The sequence below is a fragment of the Rhizobium sp. YTUHZ045 genome (assembly GCF_051124255.1).
Classification (GTDB): Bacteria; Pseudomonadota; Alphaproteobacteria; order Rhizobiales; family Rhizobiaceae; genus Rhizobium.
Window position 1 is genome coordinate 2,675,715 of sequence record NZ_CP101432.1, and the last position, 15,765, is coordinate 2,691,479.

A 15,765-nucleotide genomic window follows, 5' to 3' on the forward strand; every position below is an offset into this window, starting at 1 on the left:
TATCCATTTGCTATAAGGACCACCTTCATGCACCGCTCGCTCGCAAGCCGCTCTGCACTCGCCCTCCTGTTTGGCCTTGCTTTTGCAGGCGGCGCGGCCGCCCAGCAGGCGCCCACGGCCTCGGCTCCGGCAGCTCCCTGCGGCGGCGATCTGTCGGCCTTCCTCCAGGGCGTCAAGGCCGATGCGGTCGCCGCAGGCGCCAGCGCCGCGGCCGCCGACGAGGCGCTGGCCGGCGCCGAAATCGATCCCAAGGTCCTGAGCCGGGACCGCGCCCAGGGCGTCTTCAAGCAGACCTTCCTCGAATTCTCGCAGCGCACTGTTAGCCAGGCCCGCCTCGACATCGGCCGCCAGAAGATGAAGCAATATGCCGACGTCTTTGCCCGGGCCGAGCAGGAATTCGGCGTTCCTCCAGGCGTGATCACTGCATTCTGGGCGATGGAAACCGATTTCGGTGCCGTCCAGGGCGATTTCAACACCCGCAATGCCCTGGTGACGCTGTCGCACGACTGCCGCCGCCCGGAGCTCTTCCGCCCGCAGCTGATCGCCTTGATCGAGATGGTCGAGCACGGCGACCTCGACCCCGCCACCAACACCGGCGCCTGGGCCGGCGAGATAGGCCAGGTTCAGATGCTGCCGCGCGACATCATCGCCTATGGCATGGATGGCGACGGCGACGGCCATGTCCGCCTGAAGCAGAGCGGCCCGGACGCCATTCTGACGGCAGCGAAATTCATCCAGCATCTCGGCTTCGAGCGCGGTCAGCCCTGGCTGCAGGAAGTCACCCTCCCCGACAACCTGCCTTGGGAGAAATCCGGCCTTGGCGGCGCAATGAAGGCGAGCGAGTGGTTCGCGCTCGGCGTCAAGCCGCGCGACGGAAACACGGCCTTCGGTGAGTTGGAGGGTGATCTGGTCCTGCCGCAGGGCCGCATGGGGCCGGCCTTCATCGCCTATCCCAATTTCAAGATCTATCTCGAATGGAACAAATCGTTCATCTACACGACGTCGGCCGCCTATTTCGCCACCCGCCTTTCCGGCGCCCCGACCTATCTCAAGGGCACACCGGAACAGGGTCTTGCCAACGACCAGATGAAGACGCTGCAGACCAAGCTGCAGTCACTCGGCCACGATGTCGGCGAGATCGACGGTATTCTCGGTTCCGGCACGCGTATCGCAATCCAGAAGGAACAGCAGCGCTTGGGCATACCGGCCGACGGCTGGGCGACGCCTGCCCTTCTCAACGCTCTCTGATCGCCTCTGGCACTCCCGCCGCTCGTTTCGCAAGAAACGGGTGGCGCCGCTCACCGTCCGCGTTAAAGCATAATGCCGAGGAGCGACGCCGGGTCTAGAGATGCGGCTTTTTGGAGGAAGATGGCATGGACAGCAAAATGAGTGCCTGGATCTGGAGCCTGCTGCTCCTGCTTGGTCTTATCTGGGGCGGCTCCTTTTTCTTCGCGCGCATCGCCGTCCAGCATATTCCGCCGCTGACGCTCGTCTTCCTCCGTCTGCTGCTGGCCGGGCTGGCGCTGCACGTCTATATCGCCGGCCGTTTCGATATCTTTTCGACCCTGAAAGCCCGCTGGCGCGAATTCCTGATCCTAGGGCTGATCAACAATGCCCTGCCGCATGCGCTGATCTTCTTCGGCCAGACCCGCATCGGCGCCGGCCTTGCGGCGATCCTGAACGCAACGACGCCGATCTGGACCGTGCTGATCGCCAATTATCTCACCTCCGACGAAAAGCTGTCCTCGGCCAAGATCGCCGGCTGCCTCGTCGGCCTCGCCGGAACGATCGTACTGGTCGGCCCTGGCCTGTCGGCCAGCGGCCAAGCCCCCCTCTGGGCGCTGCTGCTCCCTGTGCTTGCCGCCATCTCCTACGGGTTCGCCGCCACCTACGGCAAGAGATTCAAGGACGTTCCGGCACCAGTCACCGCAGCCGGCCAGTTGACCGCGTCCTCGCTGATCACTTTGCCGATGTCGCTAATGGCCGATCGCCCCTGGACGCTCTCCTTGCCGCCGCTCGATATCCTGCTCGCCGTCCTGGCGTTGGCGCTGGTGTCGACCGCCTTCGCCTACATTCTCTATTTCCGGATCATGGCGGCGGCGGGCGCCACCAACGCCTCGCTTGTCACCCTGCTGGTGCCTCCAAGCGCCATCTTGCTCGGCGTGCTTTTCCTCGGAGAACGGCTGGCGGTTGGCGAATTTGCGGGCATGGCGCTGATCGGTTTCGGCCTGGTCATCCTCGATGGCCGCGCCTACCGCCTGCTGGTGAAAGCTGCCTGAAAGCTGATTACATATTCCCTATGTTTTCAACCGATTGCCGTGCCGCCATGTTTCGGGCGCATAGGTAAATCCTCAATCGCCCGATTTAACGCCGCGTTAAAATCTGTGAACAAGAATAATCACGAAATTATCTTTTGATATCAATAATTTGTGAAAACGCTATTCGCCTTATCCGCCGGCCGCTTCGGCAGCGCAGCATAAAATCCGCTTTTCAACAGACATATTTCAGACATAATATCGGCCGGTTAACGCGAGGAGACAGACATGGGACTCACGCAATCCTTGAATGTTCTGTTGGTCAGTGCAGCGTTTGCTTTCGTCCTGTCCATGCTCTTTATTTGAGCTGACGGGTTGGTAGCGCTGATAGTGCCTAAACTCCCCTGATCAATCCGCCAACGAAAAAGCGCATGTCCCGCCCGACATGCGCTTTTTCACTTTTGAACGTCTGAAAGGATCAGGCGGCTGCGCCCGCGCTCTTTGCCGTCCGGCGGGAGTAGCCGAGGTTGTCGAGCACCGCGGAAACCAGTGGCGCGCGGTTCATCGTATAGAGATGGAAATCACCGATGCCGCGCCGGACGAGATCCTCGATCTGCTCGGCAGCAACTTCGGCCGCGACCTTTGCCCGATCCTCGGGCTTGTCGTCGAAGCCCGCGAAACGCTCATCGAGGAAGGTCGGGATGACCGCGCCACAGGCACCGGCGAAACGCTTCAGTTGCGTCAGGTTCTGGATCGGCATGATGCCGGGCACGATCGGGATCGAAATGCCGGCGGCGCGCACCTGCTCCAAGTAGCGCTCGAAATTGTCGTTGTCGAAGAAGAACTGCGTCAACGCCCGGTCAGCGCCGTTATCGGCCTTGCGCTTCAGCATCTCGATATCGGCGGCCGTATCACGGCTTTCCGGGTGTTTTTCCGGATAGGCGGAAACCGAAATCTCGAAATCACCGACCGACTTGAGACCGGCCACCAGTTCCGCGGCATTGGCGTAACCGCCGGGATGCGGCTGATAGGGCGCACCGACGCCGCCAGGCGCATCGCCGCGCAACGCCACGAAATGCTTTACGCCGACCTTGCGAAACGTATCGATCATTTGATGCGTTTCCTCCTTCGTCGCACCGACGCAGGTCAGGTGCGAAGCGGTGGCAAGCGGCGTCTGCGACAGGAAGCGCGTCACCGCCGACAGCGTCGGCGCCTTGGTGGTGCCGCCGGCGCCATAGGTCACCGACACGAAATCCGGATCCCAGTCCTGCAGCTTAGCGACGGCATCCCAGAGCTGCGCCTCCATTTCTTCCGATTTCGGTGGAAAGAACTCGAAGGAGATCCCGAAGTTGCGCCCGCGTCCTTCGCTTTTCAAAGCCATATTCATACTCTCCCGGCAAATGTAGCTTCGGCGCCTTCGCTGGTCTGCGAAGCCATGAGGCGCCTCGGATCGCGCGCGAGCCAGACGGTGACCGTCAACCCCTGCCCGCCCTGCTGACCCGGATGAAGATCGACGACCTGCTCGACGTCGAGCCCGGCCTTGCGCAGCCAGTCGGACATCGCCTGGTGCGAAAAGCCGAGACGGACATGGGCATGTTCGTCGCGGAGATATTCGAGCGTGTGCGGTGCGAGATCGATGACCACAAGCCGCCCGCCCGGCCGCAGCATGCGCGCCGCTTCCGCGATCGCAATCTCCGGCTGGTCGAAGAAATGCAGCACCTGATGGATCGTCACCAGGTCGAAATCCTGCCCCTCAAACGGAAGGTTGAGGATATCGGCGTGGCGCACCGTCGCCTTAGTGATACGCGACTTGTCGAGATTGGCGCGCGCCACGCTCAGCATGTCGCGGCTGGCGTCGACACCGACAGCGCGGCGGTAGAGCCCGGACAGGAGTTCGAGGATGCGGCCGGTGCCGGTGCCGAGATCCAGCAGCGAATCGATCGGCTGGTTGCCGAGCAGCCGAATGACGGCGGCGTCGACCTCCTCATCGGCCGCGTGCAGGCGACGAAGCTCGTCCCATTCGGCGGCATTGCGGCTGAAATAGGCCTGCGCCCGCTCGGCCCGCTGGCGCTTGACTTGCGAAAGCCGCTCGCCGTCGCGAAGGATGGTCGGATCATTCTCGGAGACGTGTCTCAGCAATGCCCGCACCAGCATGGCCGCCTTGCCGTCCTGTTTGAGGCGGAAATAGGCCCAGGCCCCTTCCTGATAACGTTCGATCAGTTCAGCCTCGCCGAGCAGCTTCAGGTGGCGGGAGATTCGCGGCTGCGATTGGCCGAGGATTTCGGTAAGATCGGTCACCGTCAGGTCGCCGCCGTCGAGAAGCGCCAGAAGACGCAGACGCGTGGGTTCGCCGGCCGCCTTCAAGACGTCCACCAACCCATCCAGTCCCAGCTTCAAAGGTTCGCTCATCATTAGCCCAATCAACATATAAAGATATCTTTATGTGATTTGAAAAGCGGTGGCAAGCGGCAATTCGCACTGTGAAATTGCCTGCGCAAATTGCGACAGGGCCCGATATGAAAAAGCCCCGGTCGAACCGGGGCCCTTGCAAGCGGAAATAAAGCAGGATCAGCGCGTCAGGCGCTTGTGAGCCTGACTGCCAGGATTGAGGGCGTCGGGGCCGAGGCGGCGGATCTTGTCCTGCTCGTAATCCTCGAAATTGCCTTCGAACCATTCGACATGGCCCTCGCCTTCGAAAGCCAGGATGTGCGTCGCCAGACGGTCGAGGAACATGCGGTCGTGGCTGATGATGATGGCGCAGCCGGCGAAATTCTCGAGCGCGTTTTCGAGAGCGCCGAGCGTTTCCGTATCGAGGTCGTTGGTGGGTTCGTCGAGCAGCAGAACATTGCCCCCGGCCTTCAGCATCTTGGCGAGGTGCACGCGGTTGCGCTGACCGCCCGAGAGATTGCCGACCTTCTGCTGCTGATCACCACCCTTGAAGTTGAAGGCGCCGCAGTAGGCACGCGAGTTCATGTCGAACTTGCCGAGCTTGATGATTTCGGCGCCACCGGAGATTTCCTCCCAGACCGTCTTGTCGGCGGCCAGCGCGTCGCGGCTCTGGTCGACATAACCGAGATGCACAGTCTCGCCGATGCGGATCGAGCCGCTATCCGGCTTTTCCTGGCCGGTGATCATCTTGAACAGGGTCGTCTTGCCGGCGCCGTTCGGGCCGATGATGCCGACAATGCCGCCCGGCGGCAGCTTGATCGACAGGTCGTTGATCAGCGTGCGACCCTCGAAGCCCTTGGTGATGCCTTCCAACTCGATGACCACCTGGCCGAGCCGTTCGCTGACCGGGATGATGATCTGCGCGTCGCCGGGACGCTGCTTCTCGGCCGCCTCCACCAACTGCTCGTAGGATTTGATACGCGCCTTCGACTTGGCCTGGCGAGCCTTCGGGCTGGAAGCAATCCATTCCTGCTCGCGGCTGATCGCCTTCTGGCGCGATGCCTCTTCGCGGTTTTCCTGCAGCATGCGCTTGGCCTTGGCCTGCAAATAGGCGGAGTAGTTGCCTTCGTAAGGGATGCCGCGGCCGCGATCGAGTTCGAGGATCCAGCCGGTGACGTTATCCAGGAAGTAGCGGTCGTGGGTGATCATCATCACGGCGCCGGGATAGTCGCGCAGATGCTTTTCGAGCCAGGCGATGGTTTCGGCGTCCAGATGGTTAGTCGGCTCGTCGAGCAGCAACAGATCCGGCTGCGAGAGCAGCAGGCGGCAGAGTGCGATGCGGCGGCGCTCACCACCGGACAGGCTGGTGACCTCGGCATCGCGCGGCGGGCAGCGCAGGGCTTCCATCGCCATCTCGACTTGGCTTTCCAGATCCCAGAGGTTCTGGCTGTCGATGATGTCCTGGAGCTTCGCACCCTCTTCCGCGGTCTCGTCCGAGTAATTCATCATCAATTCGTTGTAACGATCGACGATTGCCGTCTTCGCGGCAACACCTTCCATGACGTTCTCGAAAACAGTCTTGGTAGGGTCGAGTTTCGGCTCCTGCTCGAGATAGCCGACTGTGGCACCCTCGGCGAGCCAGGCTTCGCCGGTATACTCCTTGTCCTGGCCGGCGATGATGCGCAGCACAGTGGATTTACCGGCGCCGTTCGGTCCGAGGATGCCGATCTTGGCATCCGGGTAGAAGGAAAGGTGGATGTTCTCCAGGATCTTCTTGTTGCCATAGGCCTTGTTGAGGCCGGACATATGATAGATGAATTGACGTGCCATGCTGCGCTGCTCCGGGCGGGAAACTTCGTTTCGTGCCGCTATGTAGGCGAAACAGCGCCTATGAGCAACGCCGAAACCCGTTTACGCCGGATTCCGGTCAGAAGCCCGCCGCATCGACAACGCCCTCGTCACAGCCGAACGAGGTTTTTCCCGCCCCCTGGATCAGATCGGCAAGGCTTGCGCTTTTGGCCGATGCCGCTCCCGCATCCGCAGACAGTCCGATCGTCAACTCGCTGATCACCCTGACACTGCCGGCTCGCCGGCAGCTCATCTTGACGCGCTCGCCCGCACCCGGCCCGAAGCTTTTGTCGAAAGCAGCCTTGATCGCCTCCGCCTTGACCGTCTTGCCGATATTGGCGGCAAATAGATCGCGCACGGCCGATGTATTGAGCGCATCCACCAGATGGACGCCGACGCCGAAATAATCCTCCACGCTCATTTTCGTGCAGGTGCCATGCTTTATCCATTCGTGCCGTTCGAGGCCGGACTGCGTGCCGGGCATCGCCTTTGCAAGCGACGCCTTCGTCTCGGCCGAAAGCGTGACATCAGGCAATGTCTCCCATTTGCCGTCCTTGTCGGCAGCCTTCTGGTCGTCGCTGACGCCGCAATAATCCTGCCGCATCGGCCACAGGCCATGCAGGGAGAAATTCGTCGCATCATGGCGCTCGCCGGTCTGGCTGGCGCATTCGGGCTTCTTCTGGTTCGTCTGGCAGAAGGCGGGCTGCCAGCTCGCAGCAAGAATGAAACGGGTACGGCCCTCGGCCTCCTGCGCCACGGCAGCGCCGGCAAGGATCATCGACACGGCGAATGTAAAGGTACGCAACTGCATGCTGCTCATTTCAACCCCCAAAGAAGAACAATGCAGGAACAGATAAGCACAAAGAGTAAACGGCAGCAACCCTGAATCGCAACTATCCTGGAATTTGTTCTCGACTGCGTCGTCGGAAACAGTCGGCTGTTCCGGGAAGCTCCCTGTTCTTGAGTTACGCACGGACGCTGTCGCACTTATGGTTGCAGAATATTCTGCGCAAATCGATTCCGCTTTAAGGAATTATGCAGTAGCGATCTGCTCTGCTGCGGCAGGGAGGATCCGGATGTTTTCTGATACGCAAAGGCTCGCCATAGGGGAAGCGTCTCTGGCCTATCACCATGCCGAAGCCGCCGCTCCGGCACGCGGCATACTGTTGATATCGCACGGCCTGGCGGAGCACTCGAAGCGCTATGGCCGCTTTGCCGAGGCGATGGCGGGGCGCGGCTATCACGTCTATGCCCATGATCACCGTGGCCACGGCGAGACGACCGCGCCCGACGCGCCGATTGGCCGCTTCGCCCGCTGGAATGGCGTCGATCGGGTGATCGGCGACGTCATTGCCATGCGCGCCCATGCGGCCTCGCGCAATCCCGGCCTGAAGGTGATCCTATTTGGCCATTCGATGGGCGGCCTCATCGCGCTCAATGCCGCTGTCACCGCTCCCTCCGACTTCGATGCTGTCGCCGTCTGGAATTCGAATTTCGCCGTCGGCCTTGCCGGCCGAGCCGCCCAGGCGATCCTGCTTGCCGAGCGGATGCTGAAGGGCTCCGACGTCCCGAGCGGCCTCTTGCCGAAGCTCACCTTCGGCGCTTGGGGAAAATCGATCCCGGACCGCCGCACCGAGTTCGACTGGCTGTCGCGCCATGCCGATGAAGTCGACAAATATATCGCCGATCCGCTCTGCGGCTTTGACGCATCAGTCTCGCTCTGGCTCGATCTCTTCGAGCTGACTTTTCGCGCGCCGCAGAAGCTCCATCTCGACCGCCTACCGCGCGATATGCCGATCCATCTGGTCGGCGGCGGCGAGGATCCGGCGACGGAGCGTGGAAAAGCCATCCTCTGGCTGGCAAACCATTTGAAAGCCCAAGGCTTCTCTCATATCAGCGTCCAGATATATCAGGATATGCGACACGAAACGCTGAACGAGATCGGCGCCGACGCGGCGACCGCCGCCTTCGCGCACTGGTGCGACGAGGCACTCGCAAGATCCTGAGCCAGAGAGATTCCATCATGAGCAGCACTTCCGCCCGCCCCGCTTCGTCCACCTCGGAGGTGACGACGGGGCTTGCGCTGATGTTTCTTTCGGTGATGTTCTCGCCGCTCATCGATATCTTCGCCAAGCTTGCCGTCGTCACCATCCCCTCCGCCGAGATCACCGCCGGCCGCTTCCTCGTGCAGGCGCTCTGCATGCTGCCGATCGTGCTATGGCGACGCAGCTTTACCGATTTCTCCTGGCGCCAGAGCCTGTTCCACGCCATCCGCGGCTTCGTCATCACCGTGTCGATGATCTCTTTCGTCACCACGCTGAAATATATGGCGGTCGCCGACGCGATCGCAATCTTCTTTATCGAGCCGATCATCGTGACGATCCTCGGCGGCATTTTCCTCAAGGAGACGATCGGCTGGCGGCGCTATACCGCCTGTGGCGTCGGCTTTTTCGGGGCGATGCTGATCATTCAGCCGAGTTTCGAGGAGGTCGGCTACATCGCGCTCCTGCCTGTCGTCAGCGCGCTCTGCATTGCGGCCTTCGTGTTGATGACCCGCGTCCTCTCGCACAGGGAAGATCCCTGGTCGATGCAGTTCCAGATGGGCATCTGGGGCTTGCTCTTCTGCGCCCTCCTGCTTTTCGTCGGCGAAGGAAGCGGCTCCGATCTCTTCGATCCTGTCATGCCTGCAGGCAGCGCTTGGTTCTACGTCGCCGGCGTCGGCGCCATGGCCGCGATCGCCGGCATCCTCGGCGTCTATGCCTTTCGTGCGGCACCGGCGTCGACGCTGGCGCCGCTGCAATATTTCGAGATCGTCTCGGCAACGATCTTCGCCTGGCTTGTTTTCGGCGATTTTCCGGATGCGATCAAATGGCTCGGCATCACGATCATCATGGCCTCGGGCTTCTACATCCTCTGGCGAGAGCGCCGCTTTGCTTCAAAGCCCGTATCCGATACATCTGAGGTGACGCTGGCGCCGTAGACACTGGACGGGAGGACCATGACCGAGACCGCGACGAAAAAGCCGCCGCTTACCGGCATCCGGGTGATCGAGCTTGCCCGCGTGCTGGCCGGCCCTTGGGCGGGCCAGATGCTCGCCGATCTCGGCGCCGACGTCATCAAAGTTGAAAATCCCGATGGCGGCGACGATACTCGCCAATGGGGGCCGCCCTTCGTCGAAGGTGCGGACGGCGAAAATCTCTCGGCCGCCTATTACCACGCCACCAATCGCGGCAAACGCTCCATCACCGCCGACCTCAAGAGCCCTGAAGGCCAGGATCTCGTCCGTCGTCTCATAGCCACTGCCGACGTGGTAATCGAGAATTTCAAGGTCGACGGCCTCGTCAAATACGGGCTCGATTACGACAGCGTTCGCGAGGTGAACCCGAGGCTCGTTTATTGCTCGATCACAGGCTTCGGCCAGACCGGCCCCTATGCCGGCTTCGCCGGCTACGATTACATCGTTCAGGGCATGTCCGGCTTCATGTCGATAACCGGCGAGCCGGACGGCCAGCCGATGAAGGCGGGCGTGGCGATCGCCGACATCTTCACCGGCATCTATGCCGTCTCGGCGATCGAGGCCGCCTTGATCCATGCGCTGAAGTCAGGCGAAGGCCAGTTGATCGACATGGCGCTGCTCGATGTGCAATCGGCCGTGCTCGCCAATCAGAACATGAATTACCTGATCTCCGGCGCCGCACCGCCCCGCCTCGGCAACGCCCATCCGAACATCTCGCCCTATGAGGTGGTGCCGACGGCCGACGGTTATCTCATCCTTGCCGTCGGCAACGACGGTCAGTTCCGCCGCCTCTCAACCATCCTCGGCCTGGAGACGATCGCGGATGACGAGCGTTTCTCCACCAACAAGGCCCGCGTCGCTAACCGCGGCGAGGTGCGCCGCTTGATCTCCACCGAGACGCTGAAATGGCAGAAGGCGGATCTCCTGAAGGCCTGCGAGCAGAACGCCGTTCCATCAGGCGCAATCAACACGATCGAGGAAATGTTCGCCGACCCGCAGGTCAAGGCCCGCGGTCTGCGCATCGACCTTGCCGATGCCGCCGGCACCGTCATCCCCGGGGTCAGGACGCCGGTGGTACTGTCGGAAACACCGTTGCACTACACGAGGCCGAGCCCGCGCCTCGGCGAACACAGGGAAGAAATTCTGGCGGAACTCACCGAGCTTGAGAGGAAGGCATCGTCATGAAGAAGGTATCATTATGAAAAAGACCGGCGGGGAATTGATCGTTGAGGCGCTGAAGGCAAATGGCGTCAAACGCCTCTCCTGTGTGCCCGGCGAGAGTTTCCTCGCCGTTCTCGACGCATTGCGCGACAGCGATATCGACGTCCTCGTCTGCCGGCAGGAAGGCGGGGCGGCGATGATGGCCGATTGCTGGGGCCGGCTCACCGGCGAGCCGGGCATCTGCATGGTGACCCGCGGCCCCGGCGCCACCAACGCCTCCGCCGGCCTGCACATCGCCAAACAGGATTCGATCCCGATGATCCTCTTCATCGGCCAGGTGCAGCGAGAGGCGCGTGAACGCGAAGCCTTTCAGGAGGTCGAATTCCGCCGCGCCTTCACCGAATTCGCCAAATGGGTGGGCGAGATCGACGACGCCGCCCGCATTCCCGAATTCGTCACCCGCGCCTTTGCGGTCGCAACCTCCGGCCGCCCCGGCCCCGTGGTGCTCATCCTGCCGGAAGACATGCTGCGCGACGAGGTTGAGGCACCCCGCGCCAGGCGTTATGCCAGCGTCGAGGCCCATCCCGGCCGCAGCCAAATCGACGATCTTTATGTAAGGCTCTTGAAGGCCGAACGGCCGATGGTAATCCTCGGCGGCACGCGATGGGATGCCGATGCCGTCGCCGATTTCGCAACCTTCGCAGAACGTTTTCAGCTGCCGGTAGGCTGTTCATTCCGCCGACAGATGCTGTTCGATCATCTTCACCCCTGTTATGCCGGCGATGTCGGCATCGGCATCAATCCGGGGCTCGCCAAGGAGATCAAGGAGAGCAACCTCTTGATCCTGCTCGGCGGCCGCATGTCTGAAATGCCGTCCTCCGGCTATACGCTGCTCGACATCCCCTACCCGGCCCAGTCGCTCGTTCATATTTATCCGGACCCGTCGGAGCTCGGCCGCGTCTATCGTCCCGATCTTGCCATCTGCGCCAGCCCCGCCGATTTTGTCGAAGCACTCGCCGATCTCGAAGCCCCAGCCGAGCCGCGCTGGGCGGAGCGGACCGCGCATATGCATCAGGTCTATCTCGCCTGGTCGAAGCCGCCGGCGACCGGTCCGGGCGCCGTCCATATGGGACCGATCATGGAGTGGCTGGAAGGCAATATCGGGCCGGAGACGATCTTCACCAATGGCGCAGGCAACTACGCCACCTGGCTGCACCGCTTCCATCGTTTCCGCCGATTCAATACGCAGGCCGCCCCCACCTCCGGCTCGATGGGTTACGGCCTGCCGGCTGCGGTGGCCGCCAAGCGGCTCTTTCCCGAGCGCGAGGTCATCTGTTTTGCCGGCGACGGCTGCTTCCTGATGCACGGTCAGGAATTCGCAACCGCCATCCGCTACGATCTGCCGATCATCGCAATCGTTATCAACAACGGCATGTACGGCACGATCCGCATGCACCAGGAGCGTGAATATCCCGGTCGCGTCAGCAGCACCGATCTGACCAACCCCGACTTCGCAGCCCTTGCCCGCGCCTATGGCGGCCACGGCGAGACGGTGGAAAGCACAGAGGAATTCGCGCCGGCTTTCGGGCGCGCGCGCGCAAGCGGCAAACCTGCGATCATCGAAGTGAAGCTCGATCCGGAAGCGATCACACCGACCAGAACGCTTTCGGAAATCGCGCAAACAAAAAGCCGGTAAGGTTGCCCCACCGGCTTTGAGAGACGGAACTGCGGCGACCTTAGTCGAGCGCAGCCGTGACGATGAACTCGACCTTGTATTTCGGCGCGGCGAGCTTGGCTTCGCTGGTGGCGCGTGCCGGCGGATTGGCCGGATCGATCCAGGCTTCCCAGGCTGCGTTCATCTCGCCGAAATAAGCAATGTCGGAAAGATAGACGAGGGTCTGCAGGATCTTCGACTTGCTGCTGCCGGCGGCCGCCAGCAGACGGTCGACTTCGGCGAGCGCCGACTTGCATTGATCGGTGACGCTTTCGCCGTCGCCCACTTGGCCTGCGAGGTAGACCGTGTTGCCGTGAATGACGGCGCCGCTCATACGTGCGCCGACGTCGATACGCTTAATGCTCATTATCGTCTCCTGGGTGATTGGAAGTGGCGGCGCTGCGGAGCAGCGCCTGAAAATCAGCGTCCCGCACGATGCTCAACTGCGGATATGGTGGGTTTTCTGGTAGATCGCCGTCGAGCGCGCGCCCGAGCGGCAGTAGCCGAGCATTGGCCGTGGGAATTCATCGAGCGCGTCGACCATGCCCTGCACCGCCTCTTCGGTCACGCCCATCGGTCCAACCGGCACGTGGGCGATATCGAGTCCGAGCTCTTTGGCACGCGCCTCGATGACGGAGAATGATGTCTGGTCGGGGCTTTCATGGTCGGGGCGATGGCAGACGATCGATTTGAAGCCGAGCGCCTTGATCTCGTCGAGGTCCTCAAGCGTGATCTGCCCCGAAACCGAATATTCATCGTCGATCTGGCGAATATCCATCGTCTTGTCTCCTCAAAGATCGTGGGCTGATGGTCTACGACGGGAGGCCCGCAAGCGTCAACAACACTTCACTCACAGGAACGCAAAGGTCAGCGCATAGCTGCGGCTTTCGCCTGGGGCGAGCATGTTGAATTCACCGGCCGCCTGAAGCTCGTCGCGCGATACCCAGCGATGCGACACCGGCTCGATGCCGATAATATGAGCGGGCGCCTTCTGGTTTCGCCAGACCTGCAGATAAGGCAGCGTATCGGCGCGGAAGCGCACGCTGAGCGTCCTGCCGCCGATTGCGGCGATCGGCCCGAGCCGGACTTCCGCCAAGCCCTCCGCCGTCGCCGTCGCCGGCACACAGAAGATGCCGCCCGGCTCCTCGCCGAATGTCCAGGGGAAGCCGCCATTCTCCAGCATCCAGCCTTCGAGCCGCGTGCCGTCGTCCAGCCATTTGCCGCCGACATTCATATGGTACATCAGGAAGGTCGGCACCACCTGATCGCTGGTATTGATAACCCGGTCTTCGAGCCGCACCTCGCCGTTCACGCCGTCGATCCGCCACAGCCGCTCGATGCGCTGCGGCAATCCCTCGACGGTGATGATGTCGATATCGGCGCGGCATTCGGCATTGCCATTCTCGTATTTCGTCCACAGGATCTTGGCGGCGTGGCCGGAGGCCGATCCGTGCAGCGGATAGACCTTGCCGTCGGCACTGCCGGCGATCGGCTGGCGATGGCGGATATGATCCGGCCCGCAGGTGAAGAGAAAACCTTCGAGCGAGTGGTCGATTCGCGGATCGCCATCGTCAGGAATCGCCCGTTTCGGCGCAATATCGACGCCTTCGACGATACATCCGCCGACATCCAGCACCGATGTTTCATCGAGCATCAGGCGCGGCCCGCTTGCAGCGGCAAATTCGATCATCTCGGGTCTCCAATTTATCGGCCGCCGTAGCGTTAGGTTTCGCACTGGCCTTCGTCAATCGGCGCCGTTCTCCTCTTGCGCTTTTGCCGCAACCGTGGATTTTGCGGAACGGACACAAGGATGCAAACGTTTATGCGTAAAAGGAAATCTTAGGGATTTTCATATTTTGTTCAGCACGCTTTCATAAATTCCACACTAGCGTCAAAATTCGCGGGTGTGTGTCGGCCCAGTCACTGTTCGAGGTGTGAGACGTGAATCGCTTTTTGAAGTCAGCATTTTCGTTTGCGGCACTGCTGGCAGCCGTTGCGGCTGCTGCACCGCAGGCTGGCGCGCAGCAGTTTCGTGACCGCCGCCAGAGCGATGTCGTACTGGTCACTCCGAACGGCGAAATCCTCGATTATGTCCCCCGCGGCTTTGCCTATGCCCGCGACCGCAGCGGCAACCGCGTGCTGATCGACGCCTACGGCAACGTCGTCGCCACCGAAATGCGCGCCCGCGGTTACTATCCGCCCCGGTCCCGTCCAGGCGAGGTCTATGCCGACCAAGGCGGCAACGATCCTTACTATGCCGACGACAACCCCTATGGCGACACGCGTTATTCTGAGCGTGGCGCCGTCACCGGCGGCATTCCGCGCGACGCAGCGATCGAGCGCCTGCCGCTCGGCGAGGAGCCCTACCCGGACGATAACAGCATCGGCAATCCGCAGTCGGGCGACGATTACGCCTCGATCGATCCCGATCAGCAGATCCCGCCCGCCGATGCGCCGAAGGCAGCACCCGACGAGCCCGTGATCACGCTGAAGAACAAATCGAAGCCCGAGATCGTCGCGCTGCAGGTCTTCCTCGACCGCGCCGGCATCTCTCCTGGCGTCATCGACGGGCACATGGGTTCGAACGTCACCAAGGGCATTTATGCCTATAATCAGATGACGGGGTCAAATCTCGATCCCAATGACACCGATGCCATTCTGGAAGAGCTGCGCATGAACGGCGGCCTGCCCGTCGTCAGCTATACGATCACGCCGGCCGATGCCGCCGGCCCCTTCGTCGCGGAGATCCCGGAAGATTATTCGCATAAGGCGCTGCTACCGTCGCTCGCCTATACCTCGACCACTGAAATGCTGGCCGAGCGTTTCCATATGGACGAGGCCTTCCTTAAGGAGATGAACCCCGGCGCCGATTTCAGCGTTCCCGGCACGGTGATCAAGGTCGTCAATCCAGGCGAGATGAAGACCGGCGAGGTCGCCCGCATCATCGCCGACAAGGGGCGCAAACAGGTTTTCGCCTATGACGGCGCCGGCAATCTCATCGCCGCCTACCCCGCTTCGATCGGCTCCACCGACACCCCCTCCCCGTCCGGCACGGTGACGGTCGAGCGCGTCGCGTTCAATCCCGGTTATACCTACAACCCGAAGATCAACTTTCAGCAGGGCGCCAACGACAAGATCCTCAACATCCCCCCAGGGCCGAACGGCCCGGTCGGCACCGTCTGGATGGCGCTTTCCAAGCCGACCTACGGCATCCACGGCACGCCGGAGCCCTCCAAGATCGGGCGCACCCAGAGCCACGGCTGCATTCGCCTGACCAACTGGGATGCAACCGAGCTTGCAAAAATGGTCAAGCCTGGTGTGACGGTCGAGTTCGTCGACTGAGCCAAAGCCAAACTGGTCACAAACGATAAGGCCGCCGGATT

Annotated in this window: 14 protein-coding genes; 7 read left to right on the top strand and 7 right to left on the bottom strand. The window is 61.8% G+C overall.

The genetic code is table 11. The features are described 5' to 3' along the window. Window positions 1–27 precede the first annotated feature (27 nt). Window positions 28–1,248 carry a lytic murein transglycosylase gene (locus tag NMA58_RS13510; RefSeq protein WP_085778799.1) on the top strand — a complete coding sequence of 407 codons (1,221 nt, stop codon included), beginning with the start codon at window positions 28–30 and terminating at the stop codon, window positions 1,246–1,248. Between the two features lie 125 nt (window positions 1,249–1,373). Further along, the gene (locus NMA58_RS13515) at window positions 1,374–2,279 is read left to right on the top strand and encodes a DMT family transporter (RefSeq protein WP_434710559.1); all 906 of its coding nucleotides are present in this window, start codon (window positions 1,374–1,376) and stop codon (window positions 2,277–2,279) included. Between the two features lie 454 nt (window positions 2,280–2,733). Here the strand turns inward: NMA58_RS13515 and metF are convergent, their stop codons facing one another. From metF to NMA58_RS13535, 4 genes are all read right to left on the bottom strand, one after another. After that, entirely contained in the window at window positions 2,734–3,636 is a 903-nt protein-coding gene (gene metF, locus NMA58_RS13520) for a methylenetetrahydrofolate reductase [NAD(P)H] (protein WP_430958310.1), read from the bottom strand. Between the two features lie 2 nt (window positions 3,637–3,638). Continuing rightward, window positions 3,639–4,664, bottom strand: a complete 1,026-nt coding sequence (locus tag NMA58_RS13525) for an ArsR/SmtB family transcription factor (protein WP_085780130.1) — start codon at window positions 4,662–4,664, stop codon at window positions 3,639–3,641. Between the two features lie 159 nt (window positions 4,665–4,823). Next, a complete protein-coding gene (gene ettA, locus NMA58_RS13530) occupies window positions 4,824–6,473 on the bottom strand; it encodes an energy-dependent translational throttle protein EttA (protein WP_011426118.1) in 1,650 nt (549 codons plus the stop codon). A gap of 97 nt (window positions 6,474–6,570) precedes the next feature. Further along, on the bottom strand, window positions 6,571–7,311 hold the full coding sequence (locus NMA58_RS13535; protein ID WP_434710562.1) for a ribonuclease T2 family protein: 741 nt from the start codon (window positions 7,309–7,311) through the stop codon (window positions 6,571–6,573). 256 nt (window positions 7,312–7,567) lie between these two features. Here NMA58_RS13535 and NMA58_RS13540 point away from each other — a divergent pair, with 256 nt between their 5' ends. From NMA58_RS13540 to NMA58_RS13555, 4 genes are read left to right on the top strand one after another with little or no spacing between them, the layout of a single operon-like run. Next, window positions 7,568–8,497: an alpha/beta fold hydrolase gene (locus NMA58_RS13540; RefSeq protein ID WP_434710564.1), complete on the top strand. Its 930-nt coding sequence runs from the start codon at window positions 7,568–7,570 to the stop codon at window positions 8,495–8,497. 17 nt (window positions 8,498–8,514) lie between these two features. After that, window positions 8,515–9,471: a DMT family transporter gene (locus tag NMA58_RS13545; protein ID WP_430958307.1), complete on the top strand. Its 957-nt coding sequence runs from the start codon at window positions 8,515–8,517 to the stop codon at window positions 9,469–9,471. An 18-nt stretch (window positions 9,472–9,489) separates the two neighbouring features. Beyond that, window positions 9,490–10,692 carry a CaiB/BaiF CoA transferase family protein gene (locus NMA58_RS13550; RefSeq protein WP_434710566.1) on the top strand — a complete coding sequence of 401 codons (1,203 nt, stop codon included), beginning with the start codon at window positions 9,490–9,492 and terminating at the stop codon, window positions 10,690–10,692. A 13-nt stretch (window positions 10,693–10,705) separates the two neighbouring features. Further along, window positions 10,706–12,364, top strand: a complete 1,659-nt coding sequence (locus tag NMA58_RS13555; RefSeq protein ID WP_434710568.1) for a thiamine pyrophosphate-binding protein — start codon at window positions 10,706–10,708, stop codon at window positions 12,362–12,364. Between the two features lie 40 nt (window positions 12,365–12,404). On the opposite strand, the gene NMA58_RS13560 is transcribed toward NMA58_RS13555, so the two are convergent. The 3 genes from NMA58_RS13560 to NMA58_RS13570 all read right to left on the bottom strand — a co-directional run bounded on the left by NMA58_RS13560 (window position 12,405) and on the right by NMA58_RS13570 (window position 14,072). Then, window positions 12,405–12,749: a RidA family protein gene (locus NMA58_RS13560; RefSeq protein ID WP_434710570.1), complete on the bottom strand. Its 345-nt coding sequence runs from the start codon at window positions 12,747–12,749 to the stop codon at window positions 12,405–12,407. A 72-nt stretch (window positions 12,750–12,821) separates the two neighbouring features. After that, window positions 12,822–13,160, bottom strand: a complete 339-nt coding sequence (locus NMA58_RS13565) for a TIGR01244 family sulfur transferase (RefSeq protein WP_085778809.1) — start codon at window positions 13,158–13,160, stop codon at window positions 12,822–12,824. Window positions 13,161–13,232: 72 nt separating this feature from the next. Next, window positions 13,233–14,072: a DUF4432 family protein gene (locus NMA58_RS13570; protein WP_434710572.1), complete on the bottom strand. Its 840-nt coding sequence runs from the start codon at window positions 14,070–14,072 to the stop codon at window positions 13,233–13,235. Window positions 14,073–14,323: 251 nt separating this feature from the next. Here NMA58_RS13570 and NMA58_RS13575 point away from each other — a divergent pair, with 251 nt between their 5' ends. Next, the gene (locus NMA58_RS13575; protein WP_434710574.1) at window positions 14,324–15,724 is read left to right on the top strand and encodes a L,D-transpeptidase; all 1,401 of its coding nucleotides are present in this window, start codon (window positions 14,324–14,326) and stop codon (window positions 15,722–15,724) included. Window positions 15,725–15,765 lie beyond the last annotated feature (41 nt).